21 protein-coding genes and 1 tRNA gene are annotated in these 25,338 nt (G+C 51.1%); 8 read left to right on the top strand and 14 right to left on the bottom strand.

Features of this window, described 5'->3' with window-relative positions:
* Positions 1 to 48: 48 nt before the first annotated feature.
* A complete protein-coding gene (locus OGY10_RS08235; RefSeq protein ID WP_191226295.1) occupies positions 49 to 852 on the top strand; it encodes an MBL fold metallo-hydrolase in 804 nt (267 codons plus the stop codon).
* Between the two features lie 69 nt (positions 853 to 921).
* On the opposite strand, the gene OGY10_RS08230 is transcribed toward OGY10_RS08235, so the two are convergent.
* Together OGY10_RS08230 and OGY10_RS08225 are read right to left on the bottom strand one after the other, a co-directional pair.
* Positions 922 to 3,366 (bottom strand): trimethylamine-N-oxide reductase 2, encoded by a 2,445-nt coding sequence (locus OGY10_RS08230; RefSeq protein ID WP_032942601.1) that lies wholly within the window; start codon positions 3,364 to 3,366, stop codon positions 922 to 924.
* Between the two features lie 20 nt (positions 3,367 to 3,386).
* Complete coding sequence (locus OGY10_RS08225; RefSeq protein ID WP_191226296.1) at positions 3,387 to 4,481, bottom strand: NapC/NirT family cytochrome c; 1,095 nt, start codon at positions 4,479 to 4,481, stop codon at positions 3,387 to 3,389.
* Between the two features lie 527 nt (positions 4,482 to 5,008).
* Here OGY10_RS08225 and uspF point away from each other — a divergent pair.
* Complete coding sequence (uspF, locus tag OGY10_RS08220) at positions 5,009 to 5,437, top strand: universal stress protein UspF (protein ID WP_003831130.1); 429 nt, start codon at positions 5,009 to 5,011, stop codon at positions 5,435 to 5,437.
* A gap of 55 nt (positions 5,438 to 5,492) precedes the next feature.
* Here uspF and torD read toward each other — a convergent pair whose 3' ends face one another.
* From torD to torC, 3 genes are read right to left on the bottom strand one after another with little or no spacing between them, the layout of a single operon-like run.
* A complete protein-coding gene (torD, locus tag OGY10_RS08215) occupies positions 5,493 to 6,107 on the bottom strand; it encodes a molecular chaperone TorD (protein WP_191226297.1) in 615 nt (204 codons plus the stop codon).
* Positions 6,104 to 8,644 (bottom strand): trimethylamine-N-oxide reductase TorA, encoded by a 2,541-nt coding sequence (torA, locus tag OGY10_RS08210; protein ID WP_191226298.1) that lies wholly within the window; start codon positions 8,642 to 8,644, stop codon positions 6,104 to 6,106. The genes torD and torA overlap by 4 nt, the downstream gene beginning before the upstream one ends.
* Complete coding sequence (torC, locus tag OGY10_RS08205; protein WP_191226299.1) at positions 8,634 to 9,812, bottom strand: pentaheme c-type cytochrome TorC; 1,179 nt, start codon at positions 9,810 to 9,812, stop codon at positions 8,634 to 8,636. The genes torA and torC overlap by 11 nt, the downstream gene beginning before the upstream one ends.
* A 131-nt stretch (positions 9,813 to 9,943) precedes the next feature.
* Here torC and torR point away from each other — a divergent pair, with 131 nt between their 5' ends.
* On the top strand, positions 9,944 to 10,636 hold the full coding sequence (torR, locus tag OGY10_RS08200; RefSeq protein WP_020996565.1) for a two-component system response regulator TorR: 693 nt from the start codon (positions 9,944 to 9,946) through the stop codon (positions 10,634 to 10,636).
* On the opposite strand, the gene torT is transcribed toward torR, so the two are convergent.
* Positions 10,609 to 11,640: a TMAO reductase system periplasmic protein TorT gene (torT, locus tag OGY10_RS08195; RefSeq protein WP_032942593.1), complete on the bottom strand. Its 1,032-nt coding sequence runs from the start codon at positions 11,638 to 11,640 to the stop codon at positions 10,609 to 10,611. The two genes, torR and torT, sit on opposite strands and share 28 nt — an antisense overlap.
* Before the next feature lie 82 nt (positions 11,641 to 11,722).
* Between torT and torS the strand changes: the two genes are divergently transcribed.
* Positions 11,723 to 14,488 carry a TMAO reductase system sensor histidine kinase/response regulator TorS gene (torS, locus tag OGY10_RS08190; RefSeq protein WP_286576613.1) on the top strand — a complete coding sequence of 922 codons (2,766 nt, stop codon included), beginning with the start codon at positions 11,723 to 11,725 and terminating at the stop codon, positions 14,486 to 14,488.
* A 37-nt stretch (positions 14,489 to 14,525) separates the two neighbouring features.
* Here the strand turns inward: torS and OGY10_RS08185 are convergent.
* A tRNA-Arg gene (locus OGY10_RS08185) sits at positions 14,526 to 14,602 on the bottom strand.
* 39 nt (positions 14,603 to 14,641) lie between these two features.
* Positions 14,642 to 14,821: a hypothetical protein gene (locus tag OGY10_RS08180; protein ID WP_003831122.1), complete on the bottom strand. Its 180-nt coding sequence runs from the start codon at positions 14,819 to 14,821 to the stop codon at positions 14,642 to 14,644.
* A 34-nt stretch (positions 14,822 to 14,855) separates the two neighbouring features.
* Between OGY10_RS08180 and fimW the strand changes: the two genes are divergently transcribed.
* From fimW to fimZ, 3 genes are all read left to right on the top strand, one after another.
* Entirely contained in the window at positions 14,856 to 15,449 is a 594-nt protein-coding gene (fimW, locus tag OGY10_RS08175) for a fimbria biosynthesis transcriptional regulator FimW (RefSeq protein WP_191226309.1), read from the top strand.
* A 386-nt stretch (positions 15,450 to 15,835) separates the two neighbouring features.
* Positions 15,836 to 16,558 carry a fimbria biosynthesis regulator FimY gene (gene fimY / locus OGY10_RS08170; protein ID WP_191226310.1) on the top strand — a complete coding sequence of 241 codons (723 nt, stop codon included), beginning with the start codon at positions 15,836 to 15,838 and terminating at the stop codon, positions 16,556 to 16,558.
* 586 nt (positions 16,559 to 17,144) lie between these two features.
* Complete coding sequence (gene fimZ, locus OGY10_RS08165) at positions 17,145 to 17,777, top strand: fimbria biosynthesis transcriptional regulator FimZ (protein WP_003831119.1); 633 nt, start codon at positions 17,145 to 17,147, stop codon at positions 17,775 to 17,777.
* Positions 17,778 to 17,826: 49 nt separating this feature from the next.
* Here fimZ and sfmF read toward each other — a convergent pair whose 3' ends face one another.
* The 6 genes from sfmF to fimA form a co-directional block, all read right to left on the bottom strand.
* Positions 17,827 to 18,321 carry a fimbria assembly protein gene (gene sfmF / locus OGY10_RS08160; RefSeq protein ID WP_187392937.1) on the bottom strand — a complete coding sequence of 165 codons (495 nt, stop codon included), beginning with the start codon at positions 18,319 to 18,321 and terminating at the stop codon, positions 17,827 to 17,829.
* Positions 18,322 to 18,355: 34 nt separating this feature from the next.
* On the bottom strand, positions 18,356 to 19,363 hold the full coding sequence (gene fimH, locus OGY10_RS08155) for a type 1 fimbria D-mannose specific adhesin FimH (protein WP_191226311.1): 1,008 nt from the start codon (positions 19,361 to 19,363) through the stop codon (positions 18,356 to 18,358).
* Positions 19,364 to 19,367: 4 nt separating this feature from the next.
* Entirely contained in the window at positions 19,368 to 21,989 is a 2,622-nt protein-coding gene (locus tag OGY10_RS08150) for a fimbrial biogenesis usher protein (protein WP_057067808.1), read from the bottom strand.
* Positions 21,990 to 21,996: 7 nt separating this feature from the next.
* Positions 21,997 to 22,689: a type 1 fimbria chaperone FimC gene (gene fimC, locus OGY10_RS08145; RefSeq protein WP_008784004.1), complete on the bottom strand. Its 693-nt coding sequence runs from the start codon at positions 22,687 to 22,689 to the stop codon at positions 21,997 to 21,999.
* Positions 22,690 to 22,730: 41 nt separating this feature from the next.
* Positions 22,731 to 23,264: a type 1 fimbrial protein subunit FimI gene (fimI, locus tag OGY10_RS08140; RefSeq protein ID WP_267445361.1), complete on the bottom strand. Its 534-nt coding sequence runs from the start codon at positions 23,262 to 23,264 to the stop codon at positions 22,731 to 22,733.
* Positions 23,265 to 23,341: 77 nt separating this feature from the next.
* Complete coding sequence (gene fimA / locus OGY10_RS08135; protein WP_032934356.1) at positions 23,342 to 23,896, bottom strand: type 1 fimbrial major subunit FimA; 555 nt, start codon at positions 23,894 to 23,896, stop codon at positions 23,342 to 23,344.
* A 575-nt stretch (positions 23,897 to 24,471) separates the two neighbouring features.
* On the opposite strand from fimA, the gene folD reads away from it, so the two are divergent.
* Positions 24,472 to 25,338 carry a bifunctional methylenetetrahydrofolate dehydrogenase/methenyltetrahydrofolate cyclohydrolase FolD gene (gene folD / locus OGY10_RS08130; RefSeq protein ID WP_003831112.1) on the top strand — a complete coding sequence of 289 codons (867 nt, stop codon included), beginning with the start codon at positions 24,472 to 24,474 and terminating at the stop codon, positions 25,336 to 25,338.

Raw genomic sequence — 25,338 nt, 5'->3', positions numbered from 1 at the left:
CTCAAAAGCGATGCATTACAGTATGCCGTTTTAATACGGGAGTCAGGCATGGCTTTAACCCTCACAGTGCTGCTTGAAAACCGACGCGCTGCTGGCGCAGAAAAATCAATACTGGCCAAGCCTGGATTAAGTCTGTTAGTTCAGGATGAAACAACCACAATATTGTTTGATACCGGGCCGGATGGCAGCTTCATGCACAACGCTACGCAAATGGGCGTGGACCTGACGCACTTAACCGCCGTAGTGTTGTCGCACGGTCATTATGATCACTGCGGCGGCGTGCCGTGGCTTGCGGATAACAGCCGTATCATTTGCCATCCCCAAATAGCCTGCGAACGGTACGCCTCAGTTACGGTTGCGGGAACACCACGAAAAATAAAAAAACTCTCGCGTGATAACAACTACTCTCGATTCATAATGGAATACACCCGCGAGCCGCTGGCTATCAGCGATCGTTTTTTGTGGTCCGGGGAAATCAGTGTCCCCACGCCACAGTCCTATGGCGTGATTAGCGAGAAAACACTCCAGCCAGATTACATCAGTGACGAAGGCGTATTGATCTATAAATCTGCACGCGGGTTAGTCATCATTACCGGTTGCGGGCATCGGGGAATAGAGAACATCGTACGCCATTGCCAGAAAATCACCGGGGTTACCAAAATTCACGCCCTGGTCGGTGGCTTTCATTTACGCTCCGCCTCCCCCGCTAAGCTATGGCGGACCCGACAATTTATTCAGCAACAGCAACCCGAAAAACTGCTCGGCTGTCATTGCACCGGTTCGTGGGGGCGATTGTGGCTACCGGGAACTGACGCCCCGGCAACGGGAGATGTGATAGTGCTGGCTGAGTAACAACAGTAAAACGTTGCCCAAACAGCAATAAAAAACGGGAGCCTTACGGCCCCCGTTTATCAGTCATCATTACATGGTGACAATTGCTGGCTCATCAAAGACGGTGAGTTTTGGCGCTTCACCGGTGTATTTTTCTGCGTATACCAGGCTGGTATTCCCGGCACAACCATTCGCCAGTCTTGAAGTCGGGATATCCGCCGTCAGCACGTTCGCGCCGCCATTTTTACAGATACCGTTTTCAATATCCGGCCATGCGCCTTCATGAATACAGATGATACCCGGTTTAATGCCGTCGCTAACGTGCGCCCCAACCAGAACCTGTCCACGAGCATTCCATACGCGGACCAGATCGCCCTCGGCAATCCCTCTGGCTTTTGCGTCATCCGGATGAATCGTCACCGGTTCACGATTGGCAATCGCGTACTCTTTACGTAGCGACGCGTAGTTCAGCTGGCTATGCAGACGATGTGCCGGGTGCGCCGTCAGTAGCTGCAGCTGATCTTTATCCGCAGTTCCTTTCCATTCATCCGGTTCAATCCAGGACGCATGCGGCGGACAGTCTTTATACTGATAGCCTTCAATCGTTTTCGAGTAGATTTCAATCTTGCCGCTCGGCGTTCCGAGTGCGTTCATCACCGGATCGCTGCGGAAATCCGCGTAGCGCACATATTTGTTATTCTTTTCATTCTCACGCATTTCGATCAGCTTATTCTGCTGCCAGAACGCGTTGAACTGAGGCATGGCAACACGCTGGGCGCGGGCGGCTTTTTGCGCGACGTCATAGAACTGCTTCAGCCACGCCATTTCGTCTTTGCCTTCGGTGTAGACAGCTTTCCCCCCCGGCTTGAGCATCTCAGCCAGATCGGCAAATACGTCAAAATCACTACGCGCTTCAAACTGCGGCTCAATGACCTGCTTCATCGGTACCAGATGCTGGTTACTGTAATCACCGGTCATGGTCAGATCGTTACGCTCAAACGAGGTGGTGATTGGCAGAACGATATCGGCGTGTTTGGCCGCAGCGGTCCAGTAGCATTCAGAGATGACAACCAGTTCAGGCTTCTGCCAGGCTTTGATTAAGCGGTTGGTATCCTGATGATGGGTAAAGTTAGCGCCGCCCGCCCACCAGATCATTTTGATATCCGGGAAGGTTTGCTCTTTACCGTTATGTTGATATTTGCCGCCTGGGTTTTCCAGCGCTTCGACAATTCGCGCTACCGGCAGGCTGGTCACCGCATCGGAAACCGCCCAGTCATTACCTGCCGATGACCCACCCTCAATTTTGGCGGAGATCGCCGGTAAGACCCCACCGATGCGCGTTGGATTACCGCCGTTGGAATAGTGATAAGAGAACCCGAAGCCGCCGCCTTCGGTACCAATTTGCCCCAGCATCGCCGCCAGAGTCACCAGCATCCAGTGTTTTTGCTCACCGTATTGCTGGCGCTGAATCCCCCAACCTGCCATGAGCATGGTTTTGTTGCTGGAGAAAATTTCCGCCAGCTTTTCCAGTTGCTCAGCAGGCACGCCACACACGCCAGATGCCCATTCGGCGGTTTTCTCTACTTTATCGCTCTTGCCGAGCAGGTACTCTTCAAACTGCGGATATCCGGTGGTGTATTTTTCCAGGAAGGCTTTGTCGTGAAGGTTTTTCTTCACCAGCGTATGGGCGATCCCTAACATCATTGCCACATCGGTCCCCATATGTGGCGCAATCCAGGTCGCATTATCACCAAAGAACTCGATGGTTTCAGAACGCATCGGATCGATGGCGATGACGCTTTTCCCTGATTTCTTCAGCAGATTAAAGTATTCGATCCCTTGTTCATCCGTGCTGCTCCAGGCAATCTTAAGGGTGTTGAGCGGGTTCATCCCCCACAGCACCACGACCTGACTGTGCTCAAGCACCATCGGCCAGGTGGTTTGCTGCTCATAAACCTCAACCGATCCCACAACGTATGGCATGATCACCTGCGCGGCACCGGTTGAATAATCTCCGGTATGCCCAGCGTAGCCACCGGCCATGCTCATATAGCGTTGCAGTAAGGTTTGCGCCTTATGCAGAACGCCGCTGGATCGCCAGCCATAAGAACCGGCAAATATCGAAGCGGGACCATAGCTGCTGCGGATCCGGCTGTGCTGTTCATGAATGAGCTTCAGCGCCTGTTCCCAGCTGACCCGCACAAAGGGATCGTTACCGCGTTTGCCATCCGCTTTACCCGGGTTTTCCAGATAGCTTTTGCGCACCATCGGATACTTAACGCGGATATTGGTATGAACCTGATCTGGCGCGGTTTGCTGTAATGAGTTCGGCACCGTTTTCGGCAACGCACCTTTTGAGGAAACCACTTTTCCGTCTTTTACTTCCACGTATACCGCACCCCAACGTGCTGCCGTCAGGATTGCTCCGCCATTCTGGCCTTCGGCCCAAGCTGGCATTGGGATCACCGAAGAAATCGCCATTGTCCCGGTTGCCGCGCCAGCCGTCTTAATAAAGTCACGTCTTGTGAGTTTCATGATTTCTCCTGATTGATCGCTTATTTATTCATGTCTTTAGCGTTGTACTGGAAGTAACGGCTCAGGATATCCAGTTCGGTTTCACTGATATTGGTGCGAGCCCCCATCCCTTTGGCTACTGAAGGCCAGGCGTTGAGCGTGAAGTGATTCGCCGGAATTGGCGCATGACAGCCCGCGCAGTAAACATTGTCGAGTTTGCGCGCGTAATCCCACATAGGTTCACGGCTGGCGAGTGCGGAACCGCTCCATTCGCCCTGCAGCACGACATCTCGCCACGCATTGCCGTAGTCATCTTTTTTCCAGTCGGAGAGGATCGTCAGCGACTGTTGACCTTTTTCACTCAGGCTGGCAAGAATCAAACGCTGCCCTGCTGCGTAGTAAATAACCTGTTCACTTCCTTGCATCTGGCTACCGCGAATCTCGACCAGTCGCGCGTTGTCCGTTGTTTTCAGGACCTGCATTTTAGTTGCCGGGTAAACAGTTCCCAGATCGCCCAACGCGGTGTTGCTTACAGCATAAAGTTCAGTTGCTGAAGCTGGGGTGGAGGCTGACTGCGCTTCAAGCCCTTTAAGCGCACTGTCATCCATTTTTATTTCAGGTGGGAAATGGGCGACGCCTTTATGGCAATCAATACAGGTTTGCTTTTCCGCGATGCCCATTTTGTGCATCTTCTGAGCATCCGCGCTTTGTGCGGCAAGATCCATGGCGTCCATACTGTGGCAGCTACGGCAGGTCGCAGAATCATTAGCCTTGAGCTGTGCCCAAACGGTTTGCGCCATCTCCAGACGGTGTTCTTCAAATTTTTCCGGGGTATCGATTTTTTTGGTTATGAACTGATGATAAACATCTTTTGAGGCCCGCAGCTTAGCCACCAGAAAATCCAAACCGCCCTCCGGGATATGACAGTCCGCGCACTCTGCGCGAATGCCTTTCTGATTCTGGAAGTGAACCGAGCCTGTATATTCTTCGTAGGGTGCCTGCATCGTATGGCAAGACAAACAGAATTCTGTACTCGAGGTTTTATGTAATGTCCATTGCCCTGCCAAAACAATAACTGCACCAAGAACAATGCACAGCAGCATCGTCCATAGGATAGTTTTATTTATTTTTCTCATCTTTTAATTCCATCAGACGAATACCCTTTTAGAGGTAGACAATAAATATCCTAAAGCAGCTATTTATTGATATTCATCAAGCGCGGAGAGAAATGAGAATCAGCAAATGGGTAAGTTTGAAGAGGCTCGCATAATTAGTGAGAACGAAATGTAATTATTGTTTTTTCTTTAAAAACAGACTTTTAAACCACTTACCAAGTTTATACATCTGTAAAGTAAGATGATGTCAGAATAAAAAATTACGGAGTTCATAACGCTGTTGAAATTACCCCCTTAACGGCCATCGTTATATAATTAAATATACAATGAAAAATATAAAAAAGCACCCTTTTCTATTTCGAGATGGCAAGCATTAACGAGGGGACATCTCTTTTGGTTTTGCTCAGAAATACATTCAAGATAGGCTTACAGTACATACTGCTTAATGACGCGCACTGATGCACACATCCTTGATCTGGTCACTTATTATACAGAAACAACTTTCGCTACACTCAGGGTAGAGGTAAAACAAACAGGAGGTAGTGAATATGTATCGCTCAATTCTGGTGCCCATTGATATCTCTGAAGCCGATCTCACTCGTCATGTTGTGCCGCAGGTCCAGGCGCATGCCAAAACCGCGAAGGTCCACTTTTTAGCCGTTATTCCTACCGTTCCGTTCTATGCCTCGCTGGGACTGGCCTACTCTACCGAATTTCCGGACAGAAGTGGTCTGCAGGCCAAGGCCAGCGAAAAACTCGAAGAGATTATTAAGCAGTTCAATATTCCTGCCGGCAGGACTCAGACCCACGTTGTTTACGGCCCGCCGAAGGATCAGATCCTCAAGCTGGCGGAGGCGGTTGACGCCGAGCTTATCGTCATCGCCTCACACAAGCCGGGGTTTAGCACTTATTTACTGGGTTCAACGGCGGCAGCCGTAGTCCGCCACGCGAAATGCCCGGTGCTGGTTGTGCGGTGATAAGGTTAAAACGGGAGCGAATGTGCTCCCGTTTTTCTGTGGCTCAGGCCATCACTCAGTTCTGATGATCCAGCCTGACAAATGCCAGCAGCAGCTGGCTCAACGCACCGTAGAAACCAAAGTCATCATATCGGCGGCATTTAGCGGTGAACTCCGGTAACCAGCGTAACAGCCCCGCCAGCGTTTCTCTGCGCAACGCATCAATACGCTGACGGCTCCCCCCTGGCTCACCAAGAGAAAAATGCAGATGACTCAGCAATTCGATAAAAATCGCCAGATGATCGGCTGATTCGCTAAACGTATCGCTTACCTGCATGCCCGCATCAGATAACAGTTGTTTAATGACCCCGTAGTTTGGCCCTTCTTCAAGATGAGCCGACGCATAGGGTAACGCGGCGTGTTTATCCGACATCAGGAACAGGCTGCAAAAATCAGCCGCCAGTTCCAGGGTAGCGTCTTCACGTACCTTGAGCGCGGCAATTTTCGCTTCCAGCAAAAGAACATCCGCCTCAAGCGACGGTTCACCTTTGAGTACGGTGAACCACTCAGTCATTTCGCTGGACTGCAATTGCGCTAATCCCTCACCGTCACGCTCCCGGGAAAACATTTGCGCCAACCATGCATAAACACAGGCCATCTGTTCTGTCGTCAGGGAGGTGTGTTTCATCATGACGTCACCTTCTGTGCCGGGACATATTCACACTGCGCCACCATTTTTATCGGGCCGCTGAACGCCGTCACGTTATCCACCTTACCGGTATATTTCTCAATTTCCACCAGCGTAGTATGCGCACTGGTCGCCTGCGCCAGCTGAGACGTGCCGATATCTAGGGTTAACACGTTCGGATTGCCGTATTTACACAGCGCTCCGATTTCTCCGCCGTTATCAGGATCGTACCAGGCACCTTCATGGATGCGCGCCACGCCCGGCGAGTAGAGATCGGAGACAACCGCTCCGGCCAGCACTTGTCCACGCGCGTTAAATACACGAACTATATCGCCGTTGCGGATCCCCCTGGCGCTGGCATCCTGCGGGTTAATAAACACCGGCTCTTTGCCACCTACCGCGTAATGCTTACGCAGCGCTTCGGACTCGCAGAGCTGTGAATGCAGACGGAAATCCGGGTGGACGGATTGCAGATGCAGCGGCCAACGCTGCGATCCAGGCCCACCGTGTGAACGTTCGATTTTCTCAAACCACATTGGATGCCCCTGACAATCGTCATATTGCATATCGGCAATAGTTTTCGAATAGATCTCGATCAAACCGCTCGGCGTCCCCAGAGGCTCAAGGTCGGGATCTTCGCGGAAGGCCTGATGACGGACAAACATCTGCGGATGTTCGAATTCAACGTACTCTTGCTGATTCCAGAAAACGTCGAAAGCCGGAAGATGAACACCGCGTCCCTTCCCTTGCTGGCTTCCTTCCTGCCAGATGCGCTTCAACCAGCCCATCTCATCCAACCCTTCTGTGAACGCTTCTTCACGGTTAAAGCGGCGGCAAAGATCGCGGAAAATATCGAAATCATTACGCGCTTCAAACTGCGGCTGCACCAGCTGCTTCATAGCGATAATGCCGCGGTTGGAGTGGTTGCCATATTGGTCGAGATCGTTACGTTCAAACTGGGTCGTCGCCGGTAATACGATATCGGCGAATCGACAGGTCGAAGTCCACTGATTGTCGATGGCGATAACGGTTTCCAGCTTGCGCCAGCCCTCAATAATACGGTTGATCTGCTGGTGACGATGGAAAGGGTTGGTCCCGGCAAAAACGCACATCTTCAACGGTGGCAGCTTGACGGTTTTACCGTTCCAGTTGATGCTCTTGCCCGGCTCCAGAATCGCATCGATAAAACGCGCGATCGGGATGGTACTGCTGTAGCCCTTATAATCGGTGCTGTCATGTACCGGTGGAACGGTGGTGGAACCAGAAAATCCGCTCAGGATAACGCCTTTACGCCCTGGGGTGCCCGCGCCGTTGTAGTGCCAGCCAAAGCCAAATCCCCCCCCGGGTAAGCCAATTTGACCGAGCATTGAGGCCAGCACCACGATCATCCACGCCCACTGTTCCCCGTGCTGCATACGCTGCACGCACCAGCCAGCAATAATTTGCGTTCTGCCGCCCGCCATCTGCCGCGCAAGTTCACGGATTGTCTCAGCATCAATCCCGCAGATTTTTTCCGCCCACTGGGCATCTTTAGGCTGTCCGTCACTTTCTCCCAGCAGATAAGGCAGAAATTGCTCAAACCCAACGCAGTAGTTCTCGAGGAAATGCTTATCGTAGAGCTTCTCGGTATACAGCGTGTGTGCCAGCGCCAGCTGTAGCGGCACATCAGCCTGCGGATTCACGGCGATGTGCTTAACCTTGTCGCGGCCCAGGTAGTCGTGAGTCGAGGTAATGACCGGGTCAACGCTGATGACCGAAATCTCGCCCCGCGCCACTTTATCCTTCAGTTGCTCGTAGTATTCGTAGACATCATGATCTGGACACCACCAGTTCGCCTGCTGGTTTTTGATGAGGTCAGAACCCCACAGCACAATGGTTTTGCTGTTTTCGAGTACCAGTGGCCAGGAAGTCTGCTGCTCATATACCTCCATTGACCCGACTACACGCGGCAGGATCACCTGAGCGGCACCGGTGGAATAGTCGCCCCCCGTACTCACGCTGTTGCCATGCAGCGCAATGGCACGCGCCAGCATCCCGGAAGCATTATGGAACATCCCGGTCGATTGCCAGCCGCTGGCCGTTAGCAGCGCGCTCGGACCATAAGTCTTCTGAATGCGCTCCAGCTCCTGATAGAAGAAATCCAGCGCTTCATCCCACGAAACGCGCACAAAGCGGTTATCTCCACGCTGCGAGGTATCGCTCTGATGGCGTTTACGCAACCAGTCCACGCGGACCATGGGATAGCGAATACGCGCTCCACCGTGTACGTGATCCGGGAGTCCGGCGATCATTTTTGACGGGTATTTATCGCGCTCGAACGGCCTGGCTTCAATGAAACGACCGTCAACCACGGTGGCACGAATCGCCCCCCAGTGAGAACCGGTCAGAATCCCCTCTTTGACGCCTGCCCCCTGCACCTCTGCGGCAATAGCGCTACGCGGCGTGAGCAGCGAAGGCCCTAACATACCGGCTACGGTCAAGCCGCCCAGTTGCAGCAAAAAACGTCGGCGCGATGCCTGAAAGAGATCGTTATTTTTCATTGCTTTCTCCCTTATCGCCATGCGGCTTATCCGTAGTGTCAGAGGCATTCATCTGCAAATATTTCAGCAAGGTACGTTCTTCGCGTTTATCCAGACTGGTAAATCCAATCATGCCGTTCAACGTGCCAATCCAACCGTTAGCATCAAAGTGTTCTTTCTCTGGTGCACCGTGGCATTGGTTACAGGTTCCGTTATAGAGCGAGTCGGCATAAGCCCAGATAGGTTTGATATCGTTGACCATATCGCCCTTCTGCATCCAGGCAGTGGCCTGCAATTTACTCCATGGCGTATTCGTTTCCGCAACGGTGGTTTGCTCCAGCGTCTTCACGTGCTGCTGGATGTCGCCACGAATGGAAGCCACAAAAATGCGCTTGCCCGGCAGTTGCGCCAACACGCGCTGACGCCCATTACTCTCGGTCCAGCCCACAATTTCAATTTGCAGCCAGTCACCGTCACGCTTTAACACTTTCACTTCAGAAGCGGGCAGCAGTGAGCCTGCAGGTTCTTTATCACCTTTGGCGGCATAAATAGGTTTGATGTCCAGAGAGTAGAGCGTCTCGCCATCGTCGTTCGCCCTGGCGCGTAACTCATCAAACTGCTTGCGGAAACCGCTGCTCATATCGGGAAGCTGGTGTGCAATACCTTTATGGCAGTCGATACAGGATTGGTTGTCCTTGGCCGCAATCTTCATCTGGCGCGCAGCTTCAGGATGTTGTTTAGCGTGGTCCATCGCATCATAGTCATGACAAGAACGACAGGTCGCGGAGTTGTTCTCCTTCATTCGCGCCCATTCGCGCTCCGCCAGCTCAGCGCGTTTGGCTTCGAATTTCTCTGGAGTATCAATAGAGTGGGCAACAAAGGTTTGGTAAATATCGTTGCTGGCCTCCAGCTTACGTTTCACTATGCCTGGAATATCGGATGGAATGTGGCAGTCATGGCATTCTGCGCGCACCCCGGAGGCATTCTGAAAATGCGCAGATTGTTTATATTCTTCGTAAACCGGCTGCATACTGTGGCAGCTCACGCAAAACTCGGTAGAACTCGTTAATTTAATACCAACGTGCGGCAAGACGATCAGCGCAATACCGACCACAATCCCGATAACGACCAGCGCCAACACTGACCAACGTGCGCTCGGTCTGAGCAGCGCCCTCCATAGTTTCCGCATAATAGCCCCTGTAATCTTATGGTTTAGTTACAGAGGATCTTATTTCTCAAATGTGAACAGCAACACTGGTCAGGATGAATGGCTTACGGCACAATGTGAACAGATATGAACAGAAAGAGAACGCCATCAGGATGCCGCATCACATTGTCATTGTTGAAGATGAACCCGTCACCCAGGCGAGGTTACAGGCTTATTTTGAACAGGAAGGTTATCATGTCTCTGTCACCGCCAGCGGAGCTGGTCTGCGTGAAATAATGTCACAACATCCTGTCGATCTCATTCTGTTGGATATCAACCTCCCGGACGAAAATGGCTTAATGCTGACCCGCGCCCTGCGCGAACGCTCAACGGTGGGGATCATTCTGGTGACAGGTCGTAGCGATCAAATTGACCGGATCGTTGGCCTGGAAATGGGCGCTGATGATTATGTCACCAAGCCACTGGAGCTACGTGAACTGGTGGTTCGGGTTAAAAATTTGCTCTGGCGTATCGATCTTGCCCGCCAGGCACAGCCGGAGACTAAAGATAACTGCTATCAGTTTGCCGGATACTGTCTGAATGTCTCCCGGCATACCCTGGAGCTGGGAGATGAGACGATCAAACTCACCCGCGCCGAGTATGAAATGCTGGTCGCCTTTGTCACCAATCCGGGGGAAATTCTCAGCCGCGAACGTTTACTGCGTATGCTTTCGGCACGACGGGTAGACAATCCAGACTTACGAACCGTAGATGTACTGATCCGCCGTTTGCGCCACAAGCTACGGGCTGATTTACTGGTGACACAGCACGGCGAAGGTTATTTTTTAGCGGCCGACGTGTACTGATACAGATAAACCGGACGGAACCCGCCAGGAGACAGCGAGCGTTGAACATGCTGGCTGTCGGCATTTTTCGGGGTGAGCACCAGGATCGGCGGACTGATATTTTCCGGTACCGGTTGCCCTTGTAGCACCCTGATCGCCTGTTGAATCGCCAGTTCACCTTGCCAGACCATCTGATCGCTGGCAGCCATAATGATTCTTTCGCGTTTAAGTCCGCGATACACCTGATGCGACAGGTAAAAAGAGACCACGGTTAGCGGCGTCCCCGGATTCCGCTTCTCTCCCATCGCCGCTTCCGCAGCAATTGCCGTACCGGCAACCACATCGACATCCGGGTGACGCTCAAGCATCTCCTGCAACAGGTTGCGCTGAACTTCAATATCATTATCCCCCAACGCCACATCCACGATGTTCACCTGACTACCGGCAATCGCCTGACGGAATCCTGCCACCATTTCGCGGCTGCCTCCGGCGTCATCAGGTCCTGGCAATAGCAGAACCTTTAACGGTTTGCCGCCGCTCCACTTGACCAGATAGCGGCCCGGCTGATACCCCATCTGGAACCACGGAACACCGACCCGTGCTTTCACCGTCGGATCGTCTATCGCATTCACTACCTCAATGACCGGCAACGCGCCTACCTGCGCGGAAAGATCCGGGAAAGTCGTCGTGCTGCTACCCAGCAATATGGCATCTGCTCCCCATTGCTGGCACTGGGCGATTTGTGTTTTTTGCGTGGAGAACTGACGATACCCTCCCGCCTCTAACACCTTCAGACTTACTCCGTATTTTCTCGCCGCCTCAAGCATGCCGTAATTCACTGAAAGCCAATAGGAGTCTTTCAGGCTGGGATACAGCGCGCACAGTTTCCAGACTTTGTTTGCAGTAACGTCCGATTGCAGTTCCGGGACTGCCTGCTGCGTATCCTGCCAGCGCAGCAATGCGGCCCCAGCCGCATGACTCAAACCGGGAAAAAGCGTGATTAACAGGAAAACCAATACGCGCATGATAGCCTCAACATTGATAAGGCTTTATCCTAGTTGCTTTCCTCTTTTGGACTCAACCTTTTTAATCTGTGGCGACCAGACAGTGAATTTATCTCTGACCAAACGACTGTGGATAGGCTTTGCGCTGATGGCGGCACTGACTCTCATCAGTACGCTGACAGGCTGGTATAACCTGCGTTTTGTCAGCCAGGTTGAGCAGGCCAATACCCAGGCGCTAATTCCAACCATGGATATGGCACGCCAGCTCAGCGAAGCCAGCGCCTGGGAACTGTTTTCCGCACAAAATCTGACCACCGCAGACAATGAAAATATGTGGCTGGCTCAGGGGAGAATGCTAACCGCCCAGAGTCTGAAAATAACCACATTACTCAAAACCCTTCGTGAACAGGGCTTTGATACTTCTGCCATTGAACAGCAGGAGAAAGAAATCGCCCGGTCGTTAAGCCATCAGGGGGAGATGGTTGGCGAACGCCTGAAATTACGTGCTCAACAGCAACAACTCAGCCAGCAAATTATTGAGGCCACCGCTGACGTTGCCGAAATGGCACGCGGTCAGGCCAGTAATGCCGCCACGTCGGCGGGAGCGACACAGGCCAGCATTTATGATTTGATTGAGAGCCATCAGGGGCAGGCCGCTGAACACGCGCTGGACAGGCTCATCGATATCGATCTGGAATATTATAACCAGATGAATGAACTGCGCCTGAGTGCGCTACGCGTGCAGCAAATGGTGATGAATCTGGGGAATAACCAGGCGCAGAATAACCTGGCTGCGCTGGAAAACCAGTTGAATGCCGCCGTCAGAGTACTTCAGCGCCGACAAATTCGTATTGAAGATCCCGTGGTGCGCACTCAGGTGGCCAACACCGTCAATACGATTAGCCGTTATGTTGAGCTGCTGTCCCTGTATCGCCAGGATAATGACATCACGACCCAATTGCAGATCTTATCGCAGAATAATATCGAGCAATTTACCCGTTTCAGTAGCGAAGTCAGCCAGTTGGTGGAAACCATCGGCCAGCGTAATCAAAGTGGACTGGCGCATCTCAAACAGACCAGCCAGCGCGGGCAACACTTGCTGCTGCTGTTAGGTGGCGTGTCATTATGTTTGCTGATTCTTATACTTTGGCGTGTGGTTTATCGCTCAGTCACTCGACCACTGGCACAGCAAACCCAGGCGTTACAGCGTCTGCTCGAGGGGGATATTGACTCCCCATTCCCGGAAACCGCAGGCGTTCGTGAACTGGATACCATCGGGCGGTTGATGGATGCCTTTCGCGGCAGCGTTCACGCCCTCAATAGCCATCGCGAACATCTGGCTGCACAGGTCAAAGCTCGCACCGCCGAGCTGCGTTCTATGGTATCTGAACACCGACAGGCCCGTGCAGAAGCTGAAAAAGCTAACCAGGCAAAATCGGCGTTTCTTGCCGCCATGAGCCATGAAATACGCACCCCGCTGTATGGTATCCTCGGCACTGCGCAGTTACTCTCAGACAATCCCTCCCTGGCACAGCATCGGGAAAATCTACGCGCAATCACCGACTCGGGCGAGTCTTTGCTGACCATCCTCAACGATATCCTGGACTATTCCGCCATCGAAGCCGGTGGAAAAAATGTGGCGATAGGCGATGAGCCTTTTGAACCCAAACCCTTGCTGGAAAGTACGCTTCAACTCATGAACAGCCGTGTTGCTGGTCGCCCGGTCGTGCTGGTTGCGGATTTTGCCGATGACGTTCCCGCTTCCCTGCGTGGCGATCCGCGCCGCATTCGGCAAATCATTACTAATTTATTAAACAACGCACTACGCTTTACCGATCGGGGACACATCATCCTGCGTAGCCGATGTGAGGGCAAAAACTGGTACATCGAGGTTGAAGATACGGGATGTGGTATTGACCCTGCCCGCCAGCACGATATTTTTCAGCCGTTTGTTCAGGTAAGCAGTAAACGAGGTGGAACCGGACTCGGACTAACCATCAGCGCCAGTCTCGCTCAGGCAATGCAGGGAGAGCTGAGCGTCACCAGCACACCCGGCGTCGGGAGTTGTTTCCAGCTGCGTCTGCCATTGCGGGCAACCACGATGCCCATCATGAAACCCGCACAACGCTCCATATCGTTACAGGGCTTACGCTTATTGCTTATCGAGGATAATCCTCTTACACAACGTATCAGTACTGAAATGCTCATCCTCAATGGCGCACAGGTTACTGCTGCCAGCAGCGCCGCTGAGGCGCTAAAAATATTGCAGGAAGATACTCGCTACGATGCTGCTCTGGTTGATTTCGATCTTCCTGATATCGACGGGATCACGCTGGCACAGCAGTTAGCCCACGACTATCCGGCACTTAGCCTGATCGGTTTTAGCGCGCACGTCATCGACGAAACGCTAAGCCAAAGAACCAGCACCCTGTTCCTCGGCATTATTCAAAAACCAGTCCCCCGGGATGAACTCAGTCGACTTATTACGCATTATCTGCACGGTAGTGCGACTCTCCCGCTTGCATCAGAAAATGACAACAAACGGTTAGATTTTCATCAGTTGTCTGGAGATATCCAGGTTATGGGATGGCAAAAGGTGCGCGAATGGTTAGCGCTCTTTAAGCAACACACTCTTCCTGTATTAGATGAGATTGACGCTGCCCGCGCAGCACATGACGACGAGCGGATAAAACGTCTGACGCATCAGCTAAAAAGCAGCTGCGTCAGCATGGGAATGCGCTCAGCCAGCACGATGTGTGCAGCACTTGAACAGCAGCCGTTGGGTGATTTTTCACTCAGAGAGGAGATCCAACAAAGTCTTTATGAGGTAGAACGTTGGCTGGAAAAAGAAAAACCGTCCCGCGCGTAACGGTACGTTGAAGCTGAGCATAGGGACTAACTTTAAATGGTACGCCCTGTAGGATTCGAACCTACGACCTACGGCTTAGAAGGCCGTTGCTCTATCCAACTGAGCTAAGGGCGCATTGCGAAGTGATTACTTCATGCAGATGAAACGCGTGAATTATACGGTCAGCGCCTGCTGAGTCAATGCCTTTTGTTTCAGTTGCTGGCGAAGTGAACGAATGTTGATTTTTTCTGCTTGTTCAAGGGTATCCAGGAAATCGCCTGGTAACAACTCAGCCCACGAAACGCCAGATTTAGGGATACATGTATTTAGAATATTTATGATTTTGCTTAACATTCCCTTACCCCTCCAGCGGTTCAGGAACTCTTTAATGTTAAGTATCGCCATCAAGGAAGAAAACTGTCACTTCGAACATGGACTAAAAATTATCATCTCCCATTTGGCAAATCAGTGGCATCAGGAGATTTGCTTTTTGCCTGTCGAGGATATCGATCGCGCTGACATCGCGTTTATTTCCCTGGATGAAGATTGGCTCAGCGCCGATTGCTATCAGATTCCGGTCCATACCCGCCGCCAACACCGGGTTGTCATCTGCAACAGAAACGATAAAGATAAGCTGATGTTCCGGCCCTGCCTGTACATGTTGCCACTGATCTATCGGGAAGATGACGTTGAGGAAATGACTAAAAAATTAGTCCTCATCCTGCAAAAACGTGCGCTGCGCAACAACGTGCCCGCAACTATCTGCCATTACTGCACCACTCGTAACTTTTCTATCGAAGAACGTCAGTTCTTAATGTTTCTCGCCAGCGGCTATACCTTAGCCGAAACGGCCCACTTGCTCTCGGTAAGCGAAATTCAGGCCAAAGCCACCCGTCGCAGCATTATGAAAAAGCTGCATGTGAAAAACGATCAGCAATTCTTAAGATACATCCGGGCGCATCTGAACTTTCTACAAAATTAGGTGGCATCTCTCTGCCTGATTTTTTATTGAGAAAAATCTCATCACCAATTAAGTATCGACACCTACTGTACCTATCTCCATGCTGCCAGAATAATCTTGGCTTACTATTTCCGGGGTAACAGAAAGACACACCCGGTAATATTTTATCTAATCCCATAGAGAGGTTGAACTGGATAAAACGACTTTTTGGGCATTGAGTAAGACATCAGAAAACTTCCGGCAGATTATTCTGATGGGATACGCAATTGCCAGTCTGATGATTGCTGAAGCATTGAAACCCAACAGCACAAGGAAACTCGCCTTTATGCTGGAGAAAATTTGGGTCAGGGATGTTTATAGTCGGCAATTTATCCAGACCTGCCGCAACAGAAATGGAATGGAAAAGGATGCACAGCGCAAAACGCCGGGATCGACTTCGCCGTATACGAAACACTAACTGTACCTGGCAATATCCTCACTACACATCACAGGTATTTGACCAACTTGAGTATCTGACGCAAAAACTCGAATACACATTACCGAGTGACACTATATCTCAGGCGATTATTACGACAGATTACTATCTGGCCTATGCGCTGGGTCGACATTTATTTTCAGGAGCACGTACCGCAATCTTCCAGACCATTGAATCGGCCAAAGCCAGCCTGCGAGAGTCGGTAATTAGTCAGTTAGTGGTTGATATGGAAGGTTTAACAATCTCTTATTTTGATGTTCTGGAGTATCTGCGCCAGCTAATTAAACCGCGGAATAACATCCAAATCTTCATATTGCTTTCCCGCCACGATGAAGACCTAATCCCTTTTATTTCTCTGTCCGGTCCATTTTATATCTTGTCACGTAGCCTGCGCCTCCCGGAGATGCGCCGCGCTTTATTGTCGCCAGTCCTTAACTATATTCACTCCAGGCACATAAACCAACTCGATTGGGAGATGGTGGAATTACTCTTACAAGGTAACTCCTTAAAAGAGATTGCTTTGTTACAAGCTCGCCCCTACCACCGTATCATCTATCGCTTGAACCAGCTGATTGCGCGTCTGGGCTTAGCAAACCGGCAGCGTTTTTTGCACCTGATACATCGCCTCAGCGTTACCTCTGCTCATTTAATTTAACACCCTAACCCTATGTGCCATAAGATTTTTTAGGAAATTACTTATTTTTATATGAGATAAAAGATCTAAATTTCACAACTATTTAATATTTACAACTATTCCTGGTATTATGCTAACTTCCACCACCCTAGTAAACCATACTGATTCTGTGCATATCAGCACAAATAGCGTCATTCCCACCTTAACAAATCCTAAACAATTAGTTTATTGTATTGTTTTTACCATTTAAAAATTTTTTTCAGTCTGCCATAATTCAAACAGCAGTAAAATAATGCCAATAGTCATTAACACATCTGGATCTTTTAGAACATCCTAACTGACATTAACAACCTGAATGTTGTAAGCCTTTTCCGAAAGAACAGAGCAGGTATAATCCCCATAGTTTTCTGATTAATTGTTAGTTTTCCCAGTGTGAAATGGATTTTCCACAAATTCATTGTTCTGTAGAAGAGCAACCGAATAAACAAGGATGAAATAATATTTATTCGACTCTCCCTCAGAACAACCCTTGGCTATTTGACAATATTATAACGCCTGATGTTTTATAAAATTATCAAGATACGCATACAGTTTGAGGCATACAACAATGAAACCAGCATCCGTTATCATTATGGACGAACACCCTATTGTCAGAATGTCGATAGAAGTACTACTTGAAAAAAACAGTAATATCCAGGTTGTGTTGAAGACCGATGACAGCCGTACGGCAATAGAGCACCTGCGCACTTACCCTGTCGATCTTGTCATTCTGGATATTGAACTACCTGGTTCAGATGGATTTACATTACTCAAGAGAATAAAGTCTCTGCAGGAGAATACTCGGGTGCTGTTTCTCTCCTCCAAATCGGAGTCTTTTTATGCCGGGCGTGCTATCCGGGCCGGTGCAAATGGTTTTGTCAGTAAACGAAAGGATTTGAATGATATCTACAATGCGGTAAAAATGATTTTATCGGGATATTCTTTTTTCCCTTCAGATACCCTTAACTTCATTAACAATATAAATATGAAAAAAGGTGTATTGAATGACATGCCGCTCTCTAATCGCGAAGTTACGGTTTTGCGTTATCTGGCAAATGGCCTCTCTAATAAGGAAATTGCTGAGCAGCTGTTACTCAGCAATAAAACGATTAGTGCTCACAAAGCTAACATCTACGCCAAACTCGGCTTGCACACTATCGTTGAGCTGATCGATTACGCAAAAATGCATGAATTAATGTAATAGCACTCCCGGCGAGACTTCGTTCGGGAGTGTTTTATCCGCGCATTGATTAGTTATAGTTAATCATAAATGTGGCATCGGCCCTGGCGAGGCCTGGCTGAACCCCGTCTGCTAACGCGATATAGTTGGCGAAAAAGGTCAGCGTGGCATTGCCGTTCTCATCAATCCCTACGGTTTGGCTGGCCTGCTCGAGCGGTAATCGCGTACGGTCACTGTCATGCAGTTCGATCGCCACCTTTTGCGCCATCACCGCGTCATCAAGCGCCAGCAACGTCGTACCGGGGGCCGGAGTACCAGAAAACGTTATTGACGCGGATCCCGGCGGGCAGCCTTCCAGCTTCAGCGTAAACGCGACTGGTTGGGTAGTATCCCCGCTGGTCTGTAACTGCTTTGTTGGCCAGGTGCCCAATTCAACCGACTTATTGCTGTCGCTGGCAATCACCGCACAGGTAAAGTCCACCACGTTTCCGCGCAGTTCAATATTGATTTCGCCCAGCGATGAGGCCGCATGGCACAACGAGCTGAATGTCAGTATGGGCAGCATCACCAGAAGCGCCCATGAAGTTGGCGTTTGCTTGTTAGTCATAATCTACTCGCAGATAGCCACGGGCAGTAAAAGGCCCTTCGGTAGGTTTATTCCCCGTCACGCTGACCGGCCAAGTCCGAATACTCACGTTTGCCGCGGCGTTATCATCCAGTTGAAATGGGATCGTGCTGGACAGATTATTGGGCGTCAGCGGTCTACCGGTTTTGTCGGCGATAATGAACCCTAAGTCAGGATTGTCCGATACCATCATTTGCCCGGAGGCTTTCTCGGCCTCTACCCGCATGGTTAAGTAGGCCTGTGCAGCGACGTTGGTGCATTTTATCGCCACCGTTTTGGTCTGCGGATTAATGCCTTCGGGACGGTTTCCTGCCCCCGCCTTGCTGAACAACGATGCGCCAATATCGCCAAAATCAAACTCGACAATCTGCCCAGCGTTCACCTCACAGTTTTGTGGAACCTCCACCTTACCGCTGTAGCTGATGGTATAAACCGGCGTGCTTAGCGCATCTCCAGTACTGGTCGTGACATAGACTCTGAACATGGTCTGGCGCGGGATCGGCACCATGTTAATAAACGAGCGAATCACTTTGAGTTTAAACACCAGCTTTGAATCCATTACGCCAAAAGGCTGCTGTTTCGATACGTTGGGGTGAGTCCCCATACGGATATAATTTCGCGGAGGATAAAACAACCCTGCATAGCTGTCGGTGATGCTCATGGCCCCCAGCAGGTAGTCATTGAGCTTCAGATACTGAAAACCACCCTCGGTACTTTGAACAGGAAGTTCAGTGACATAGCTTCGATAGGTGTAATTCACCGTTGTCCCAGCCGGACAGGTGGCATTAACGCCAACCCAGCCCGATTTTTCCGGTAACGTCACCACCTGCCCCGGCTGATTATTGCTGCTGTTAAAGACGTTCGACAGATCGTAAAAAACATCCGTTGGTGTGCCATTCGAGTTTTGGCAGACCGTCGCCCAGGACGAATGAGCCATCAGCAGTAAAGCGCTTCCCAGTAACAAACCTGTTTGTCGTTTCATCGTATTATTCCTGTCGTGCCGTTGGAGATTCGCACGTCACGTTCGTGAGCGTCACCGCCTGTTTCAGACTCTCCTCAGGCAAGGCATAGTGCGCCACGCAGCGAGCGTTAGCGCTTTCCCCCCATTGGATCAGCAATTCGCCTTTTAGCGGTAAGCCGCTCAGGTAGATTTGTCCGTCTTCGCCCACCATACTGGTCACGCCGCTGGTGTTTTCACGCACAACGGATCCAAATGGCACAGGTTTACCTGCATATTTCGCGGTTATCAGCGCCCGCACGCCGATACGTGTATCAAACGCTGCTCGCACCAATGCCCCTTGCGTTGGCACGACGCTGCTAACGTTATTTTCCACATCGGTATTGTTGTTCATTGAATTGGTATCTAACGCGACGCGGTTATAGCGATAAACGGTGGCATACGGCATCACCGCGTATCCGCGCCAGTCGGTTTGCACGCCGGTCTGGTTTTCTATCCGCACACCCTGCGCGCCAGGTGCTTTAACCAGCACATTGGTGTCCCCCAGCGGCTGACTGAGCGTAATACCGTCCGCATGCCCCACCACGCCGCCGGAGAGCTGCCAGTTATAGTCATGCTGATCGCGATCGTAGTTGTATCCCACGCCCAGCGTGCCATAAGCCGCCTGCCAGTTGGCGCTGGCGTTTCCGCTGTAACCGTTGGTGCTGCTGTGCCCCTGATTCACGCTATAGCTCAGGTTGCGTCCATCCAGTAACGTACCGCCGATCCCGCTCTGCCAGCTGTTTTGTCCGTTGCTGTTGCGGTTGGCATTAAAAGTGGCGTAGGTGCGATCGAGCGCGTTATCACGCGAGTAGCGCCGTCCGCTTAGCAGGCTGAACGGCACTGACATATTGAATGCCAGAATACGGTCAGTGTCGGAAATGCCTACCGATTCATTCCACGACCAGGAGAGTGAATAGCTAATTCCCTGCCAACCGCTGGCATAGCCCACCTGATACCAGGTATTGGTGTCTGAGGTATTCCAGTACGTTTGCTGACTCCCCGAAACATACAGCGAGCCGTAGTCTCCCAGGTTCTGCGAAATGTTAATCTGGAAGCGGCCCTTTTTGCTGTAACTCAGGTTGTGGTAACTCTTCACATCGGGCACGTCGTGGCGATTGCCTTCGCTGTCGTATTCATACTCATACCCTTCCATGCTGCGATACGCGACATCGTCGAGGGTATAGAAACCGCGCGTTGAGTAGCGATATCCCAACAGCTGGAAGTTTGTACCAAAGTTGTTCAGCGATTTTGCATACAGAAAACGCAAAGACTGCCCCTGATGCGTACTGTCATCCGCCAGTTGACTGCGCGCATGGGTTAAATCCACAGAAACCGCCCCCCAGTCCCCCAGGTTTCGGCCAGTGCCTAAAACTACCGCGGTGTAACGTGAGGCCAGCTGCGTACCGCCATAAGCGGTGTAGCCTTCTGGTAACCCGGCAATTAATGTTCCCTGGAAAAAGAACGGTGAAGATTGCTGGCTATTGCCGCTGCGAAAATCCCCGGCAACCACGTCGTATTTGAAACGCCCTTCTCGTTGTAACAAGGGAACCGTGGAGTACGGCACCGTATAGCGCTGCTGGCTGCCGTCCTTTTCGTCCACCGTCACCTCAAGGTCACCGCTGGATGACGTCGGGTTGAGATCGGTTATCGAAAAAGCGCCCGGTGACACATAGCTTTGATAAATCACATAGCCATTCTGACGAATGGTCAGTTTCGCTGCGGTACGCGCAATGCCGCGAACGGTTGGCGCGTAGCCCTGTAAGCTGTCGGGATACATACTGTCTGAGGAATAGAGCCGCGCCCCGCGAAACCCGACGCTGTCAAAAACGTCGTTGCCGGTGTTGCTGTCGCCCATCACCAGTTCACCCTTCAGCGGGATAATCGCGCGCTGAAGCCATGTACCGATATTTTTCCAGCTTTGTGAGTGGTATCCGTCACCTTTGGAATAGCTCCATGCGCCGTTATTTCTCAAGCGCCAGGGGCCATAGTTCAGGCCACTGAGCATACTTAAGAAATAGCTGTCAGTGTCACTGCCGCGGCTGCCGGTAAAGCTGTAGTTGACCAGCGCAGCCGGGATCCCTTCATCCCACTCCTCCGGCGGAATATAGCCACGCGCGCTGTTTAACATTGACGCCTGCGGCAGGCTGACGTTCAAGCGCAGGGTAGAAAAATCAAATGCAATCTCACTGCCTGGAATCGCCTCAGGTAGATTGATGCAGGTATCGTTCGGATCCTTACTGAGTGCCGGAAATGCGGTGATATTGACGCCAAGGCGCTTCACCCAGTCGAGTCCAAAACACGGCATCAGCCCACCAGACTTCTCCCCGGCTTTTCCCGCGCTGGTCGTAAAACGAATATCCTGAGTGGCAACAAACTCATCGTTGCGCCAGATATCCACGCGATAAACGCCTTCAGGCTGATGATTGCCTTTTTCAAAACGTGATAAATCCGCCACGGTTGCCGTATCCGCAGATAAAAAGGCCGGATTAAAATAGCTTTCCCCATGGCTTAAAGAGGGAAAGAGCGCCGCCAGCGTGGACAACGCCACCCCCGCCAGCGGTGGCGTAACCCCCGGTAACAGGCCAGGAAAATACGTTGTCTTATTCATCGTTATCTCAACGCACGCTAACCGTTTGGGCCGGGGTCACGGCGCCATAATCATTGACCGTCTGGAACGTGACGTTGCCCTGAACGCCCGTTGGTAGCAGGACCTGCGCATCACTTTTCGGCGCGACCATCACGTTATCAACCTTCGTTTTCCCCACGTTGAGATTGACCAAGGTGACGTAATACGCTGACGGATTATTGATTTTCAGGTGGTTGCCGGTACGGGAGAATTTCAGCATCCCGGGCGCATCTTCCGGAATTTGCGGCAGATTATTCGGACGGACAAAAAGCTTGATGCGGGACAGAATCGCCAGTTGCAGAACGTTTTTACCCTCAAGGCTGTTTTTATTGACTGACGGAATGGCTTTCACATTCATCCAGAACAGCGATTCACGGTCTTTGGGCAGCGGAACACCTGCATAGATGATACGCAGCGTGTTTTCGCTTTTGGGTTCGCTGACGAACAGCGGAGGCGTAACCACAAACGATTTTTCTTTAACGCCTGCGCTATTCTCGATCCATGAATTGACCAGGTAACGTTCTTTGGTATCACTATTGCTAATAGACAGGGACGTTTGTTTGGCATCGGCTGGATAAATAACGCGGGTGGCGCCTAATGCAATGCCTCCGGCAGCCTGAACACTGGCAGCAGAAAATAAGGCCAGTAAAAGGATAAAACCTGATTTTAGATAATTAAACATAGCTACAAATACCTTTGGTGTGATTATCGTTGGGAAATTAATCAGGGATAAACCAACGTAAACCACACGTCTGAACGAAGCGTTCCCGGCGTTATATTTTCCGAGACAGCCCGATAACGAGCAGTGAAATGAAACGTCATCTCTTGCGTTATAATCGGCGCATAATGAAGCGGCAGCGTATTCGGAATAATTTGCTGTTGGCGCTCATCAAATAACGCCAGACCGATCCCCGAAGCCGCAGACGCATCACCACTGGCAAGAAAAACCTGCGGATCTTCTGCTGGTGTCACACCTGCAAACGCAATCCCAACGTGGTCATAAACATCGGAGCTGCATGACGTTAAGCGCAGTGAAAACGGCACGCTGGTAGAGGCAAAGCTTCCCGTCCCGGAGAAAGCATTGGTGCGATACTGCCCCATTTGCACCCGCAAATTTTGGCTGTCGGTAGCGACCGTACAGGCACCATTGACGAGCTGCCCCCGTAAGTGAAGGCGGCCACTTTCCAGTATTACCGTATGTGCAAACACAGGCAGTACGCACAGCATTCCCGCCAGCGCCACGCCTTTCCCTATCATCTGCCGCATCCTTCATCATCCCCGGAAATTGCCTCATCCAGTGAGGCGAACGTCATCCTTGCGCAAATCAGAACGGCTTATTCGTACTTCATGATGAACGTCGCGTCGGCATTTGCCTGACCCGGCGTAGCGCTGGTGGCTGTGGCTTTGTAACGCGCAGAGAAACGTAGGGTGTTGGTCCCTTCTACCAGCGCCTGAGCGGTAGAGAAGGTAGCTCCATCCGGCTTCAGCGCGGTGGACGTATTGTCCAGGATCTCAATCCCGACACCGCTGGCAGTAGTACCGTTATCTGCAGAAGTGACAGCCAGCAGGTTGTTGTTGGTAATATCGGATTGACCAGAGAAAGCCACGGCTGCGGTTGCGGCAACTTTCGGGTCACAGTCGTTCAGCACGATTGAGAACGGAATTTGCGCCGTTGTATCGCCAACTGCGGTAAAACTGGCGGTACGATACTGGCCTAAGGTGACAACCTGATCGGATGACTGAGTACTGACTGCACAGGCTGCATTGACCAGTTCACCTTCAAAATGCACAGTACCGCCGCTAACGCTTACCGGATCGGCTGCAACCGCTGCACCTGCAACTAACATCAGGCTGGCAATAACAGAAGAGGTCATTAATTTACGTTTCATGGATTTCCCTTGAATTACACACATCCGGCTCCGGCGTCCTGCGGGATCCGTTTGAATCATTATCGACATTAAATGTCAGGCTAATTATCTCTGCATCCTGTAAAGATATATATCGCAAGAGAATTAGCTAACCTTTTACCCCAACTCTCCTGAGTATTTGATTCACTAATTAATCTTCGCGAATATGACTATTCGTCACAGGGTTAAATTAAACATTTCAATTAATGAAAAATACCTGCAAATCCTTTTATTGACCCTGGCCAATTCTTATTGGGACCTAAGAAAAATCTGGGTGAATATTACTTAAATGCTCCCATAAAGGTACGTAACAGACTGGTTTATGGCGCATTACCCCTGAAAACACCAGGGTGATGAATTGTTTCATTCACGTTAATTTTAATTCGCATGCTCATTAATTATCCGGGGGACTTCAGCCTCTGTGCTGATCCCATGCTCTGACCATGGCACCCGTTATCGCACGTAAAAACGCAAACGAAAACTGACAGCACGCCCCGCTTCTGACAAAATAGTGACATCCCCTTCGGTTTAACGTAACAGACGGAATTCTCTCTCTGATGGCAGCAAAGATTATTGACGGTAAAACGATTGCGCAGCAGGTGCGCTCTGAGGTTGCTCAAAAAGTTCAGGCGCGTTTAGCGGCTGGATTACGCGCCCCAGGCCTGGCTGTTGTGCTGGTAGGTAGCAACCCGGCTTCGCAGATTTATGTTGCGAGTAAACGCAAAGCCTGTGACGAAGTGGGGTTTGTCTCCCGCTCCTATGACCTGCCTGAAACCACCAGCGAGGCGGAGCTTCTTGAGCTGATCGATACGCTCAATGCAGATACCACCATCGACGGTATCCTGGTACAACTGCCTTTGCCGGCGGGTATTGACAACGTGAAAGTGCTGGAACGTATTGCGCCAGATAAAGACGTTGACGGTTTCCACCCGTATAACGTCGGTCGTCTGTGCCAGCGCGCGCCGCGCCTGCGCCCATGTACTCCGCGCGGTATTGTTACCCTGCTTGAGCGTTACAACATCGATACCTACGGTCTGAATGCCGTGGTCATTGGTGCCTCGAATATTGTCGGTCGCCCAATGAGTATGGAGCTACTGCTGGCTGGGTGCACCACCACCGTCACCCACCGATTCACCAAAGATCTGCGCCGCCACGTAGAAAATGCTGACCTGCTGATTGTTGCCGTCGGTAAACCGGGCTTTATTCCTGGTGAGTGGATCAAAGAAGGTGCGATTGTGATTGATGTCGGCATCAACCGTCTGGAGAATGGTAAGGTTGTTGGCGATGTGGTCTTTGACGATGCGGCCGCACGAGCGTCATATATCACGCCGGTCCCCGGCGGCGTAGGACCAATGACGGTCGCCACACTTATCGAAAACACGCTGCAGGCGTGTGTTGAATATCATGATGTAAAGGACGTTTAA

This window comes from Citrobacter sp. Cpo148, assembly GCF_030332375.1.
In the GTDB taxonomy this organism is placed as follows: domain Bacteria; phylum Pseudomonadota; class Gammaproteobacteria; order Enterobacterales; family Enterobacteriaceae; genus Citrobacter; species Citrobacter portucalensis.
The sequence above is the reverse complement of the archived record's forward strand: the minus strand, read 5'-3'. Positions and strand labels throughout refer to the sequence as shown.

Excerpts from the sequence above, each read along its gene's own strand:
- OGY10_RS08235 (WP_191226295.1), top strand. The coding sequence starts at position 49 with ATGGCTTTAACCCTCACAGTGCTGCTTGAAAACCGACGCGCTGCTGGC.
- OGY10_RS08230 (WP_032942601.1), bottom strand. The coding sequence starts at position 3,366 with ATGAAACTCACAAGACGTGACTTTATTAAGACGGCTGGCGCGGCAACC.
- OGY10_RS08225 (WP_191226296.1), bottom strand. The coding sequence starts at position 4,481 with ATGAGAAAAATAAATAAAACTATCCTATGGACGATGCTGCTGTGCATT.
- uspF (WP_003831130.1), top strand. The coding sequence starts at position 5,009 with ATGTATCGCTCAATTCTGGTGCCCATTGATATCTCTGAAGCCGATCTC.
- torD (WP_191226297.1), bottom strand. The coding sequence starts at position 6,107 with ATGATGAAACACACCTCCCTGACGACAGAACAGATGGCCTGTGTTTAT.
- torA (WP_191226298.1), bottom strand. The coding sequence starts at position 8,644 with ATGAAAAATAACGATCTCTTTCAGGCATCGCGCCGACGTTTTTTGCTG.
- torC (WP_191226299.1), bottom strand. The coding sequence starts at position 9,812 with ATGCGGAAACTATGGAGGGCGCTGCTCAGACCGAGCGCACGTTGGTCA.
- torR (WP_020996565.1), top strand. The coding sequence starts at position 9,944 with ATGCCGCATCACATTGTCATTGTTGAAGATGAACCCGTCACCCAGGCG.
- torT (WP_032942593.1), bottom strand. The coding sequence starts at position 11,640 with ATGCGCGTATTGGTTTTCCTGTTAATCACGCTTTTTCCCGGTTTGAGT.
- OGY10_RS08180 (WP_003831122.1), bottom strand. The coding sequence starts at position 14,821 with ATGTTAAGCAAAATCATAAATATTCTAAATACATGTATCCCTAAATCT.
- fimW (WP_191226309.1), top strand. The coding sequence starts at position 14,856 with ATGTTAAGTATCGCCATCAAGGAAGAAAACTGTCACTTCGAACATGGA.
- fimY (WP_191226310.1), top strand. The coding sequence starts at position 15,836 with ATGCACAGCGCAAAACGCCGGGATCGACTTCGCCGTATACGAAACACT.
- fimZ (WP_003831119.1), top strand. The coding sequence starts at position 17,145 with ATGAAACCAGCATCCGTTATCATTATGGACGAACACCCTATTGTCAGA.
- sfmF (WP_187392937.1), bottom strand. The coding sequence starts at position 18,321 with ATGCTGCCCATACTGACATTCAGCTCGTTGTGCCATGCGGCCTCATCG.
- fimH (WP_191226311.1), bottom strand. The coding sequence starts at position 19,363 with ATGAAACGACAAACAGGTTTGTTACTGGGAAGCGCTTTACTGCTGATG.
- OGY10_RS08150 (WP_057067808.1), bottom strand. The coding sequence starts at position 21,989 with ATGAATAAGACAACGTATTTTCCTGGCCTGTTACCGGGGGTTACGCCA.
- fimC (WP_008784004.1), bottom strand. The coding sequence starts at position 22,689 with ATGTTTAATTATCTAAAATCAGGTTTTATCCTTTTACTGGCCTTATTT.
- fimI (WP_267445361.1), bottom strand. The coding sequence starts at position 23,264 with ATGATAGGGAAAGGCGTGGCGCTGGCGGGAATGCTGTGCGTACTGCCT.
- fimA (WP_032934356.1), bottom strand. The coding sequence starts at position 23,896 with ATGAAACGTAAATTAATGACCTCTTCTGTTATTGCCAGCCTGATGTTA.
- folD (WP_003831112.1), top strand. The coding sequence starts at position 24,472 with ATGGCAGCAAAGATTATTGACGGTAAAACGATTGCGCAGCAGGTGCGC.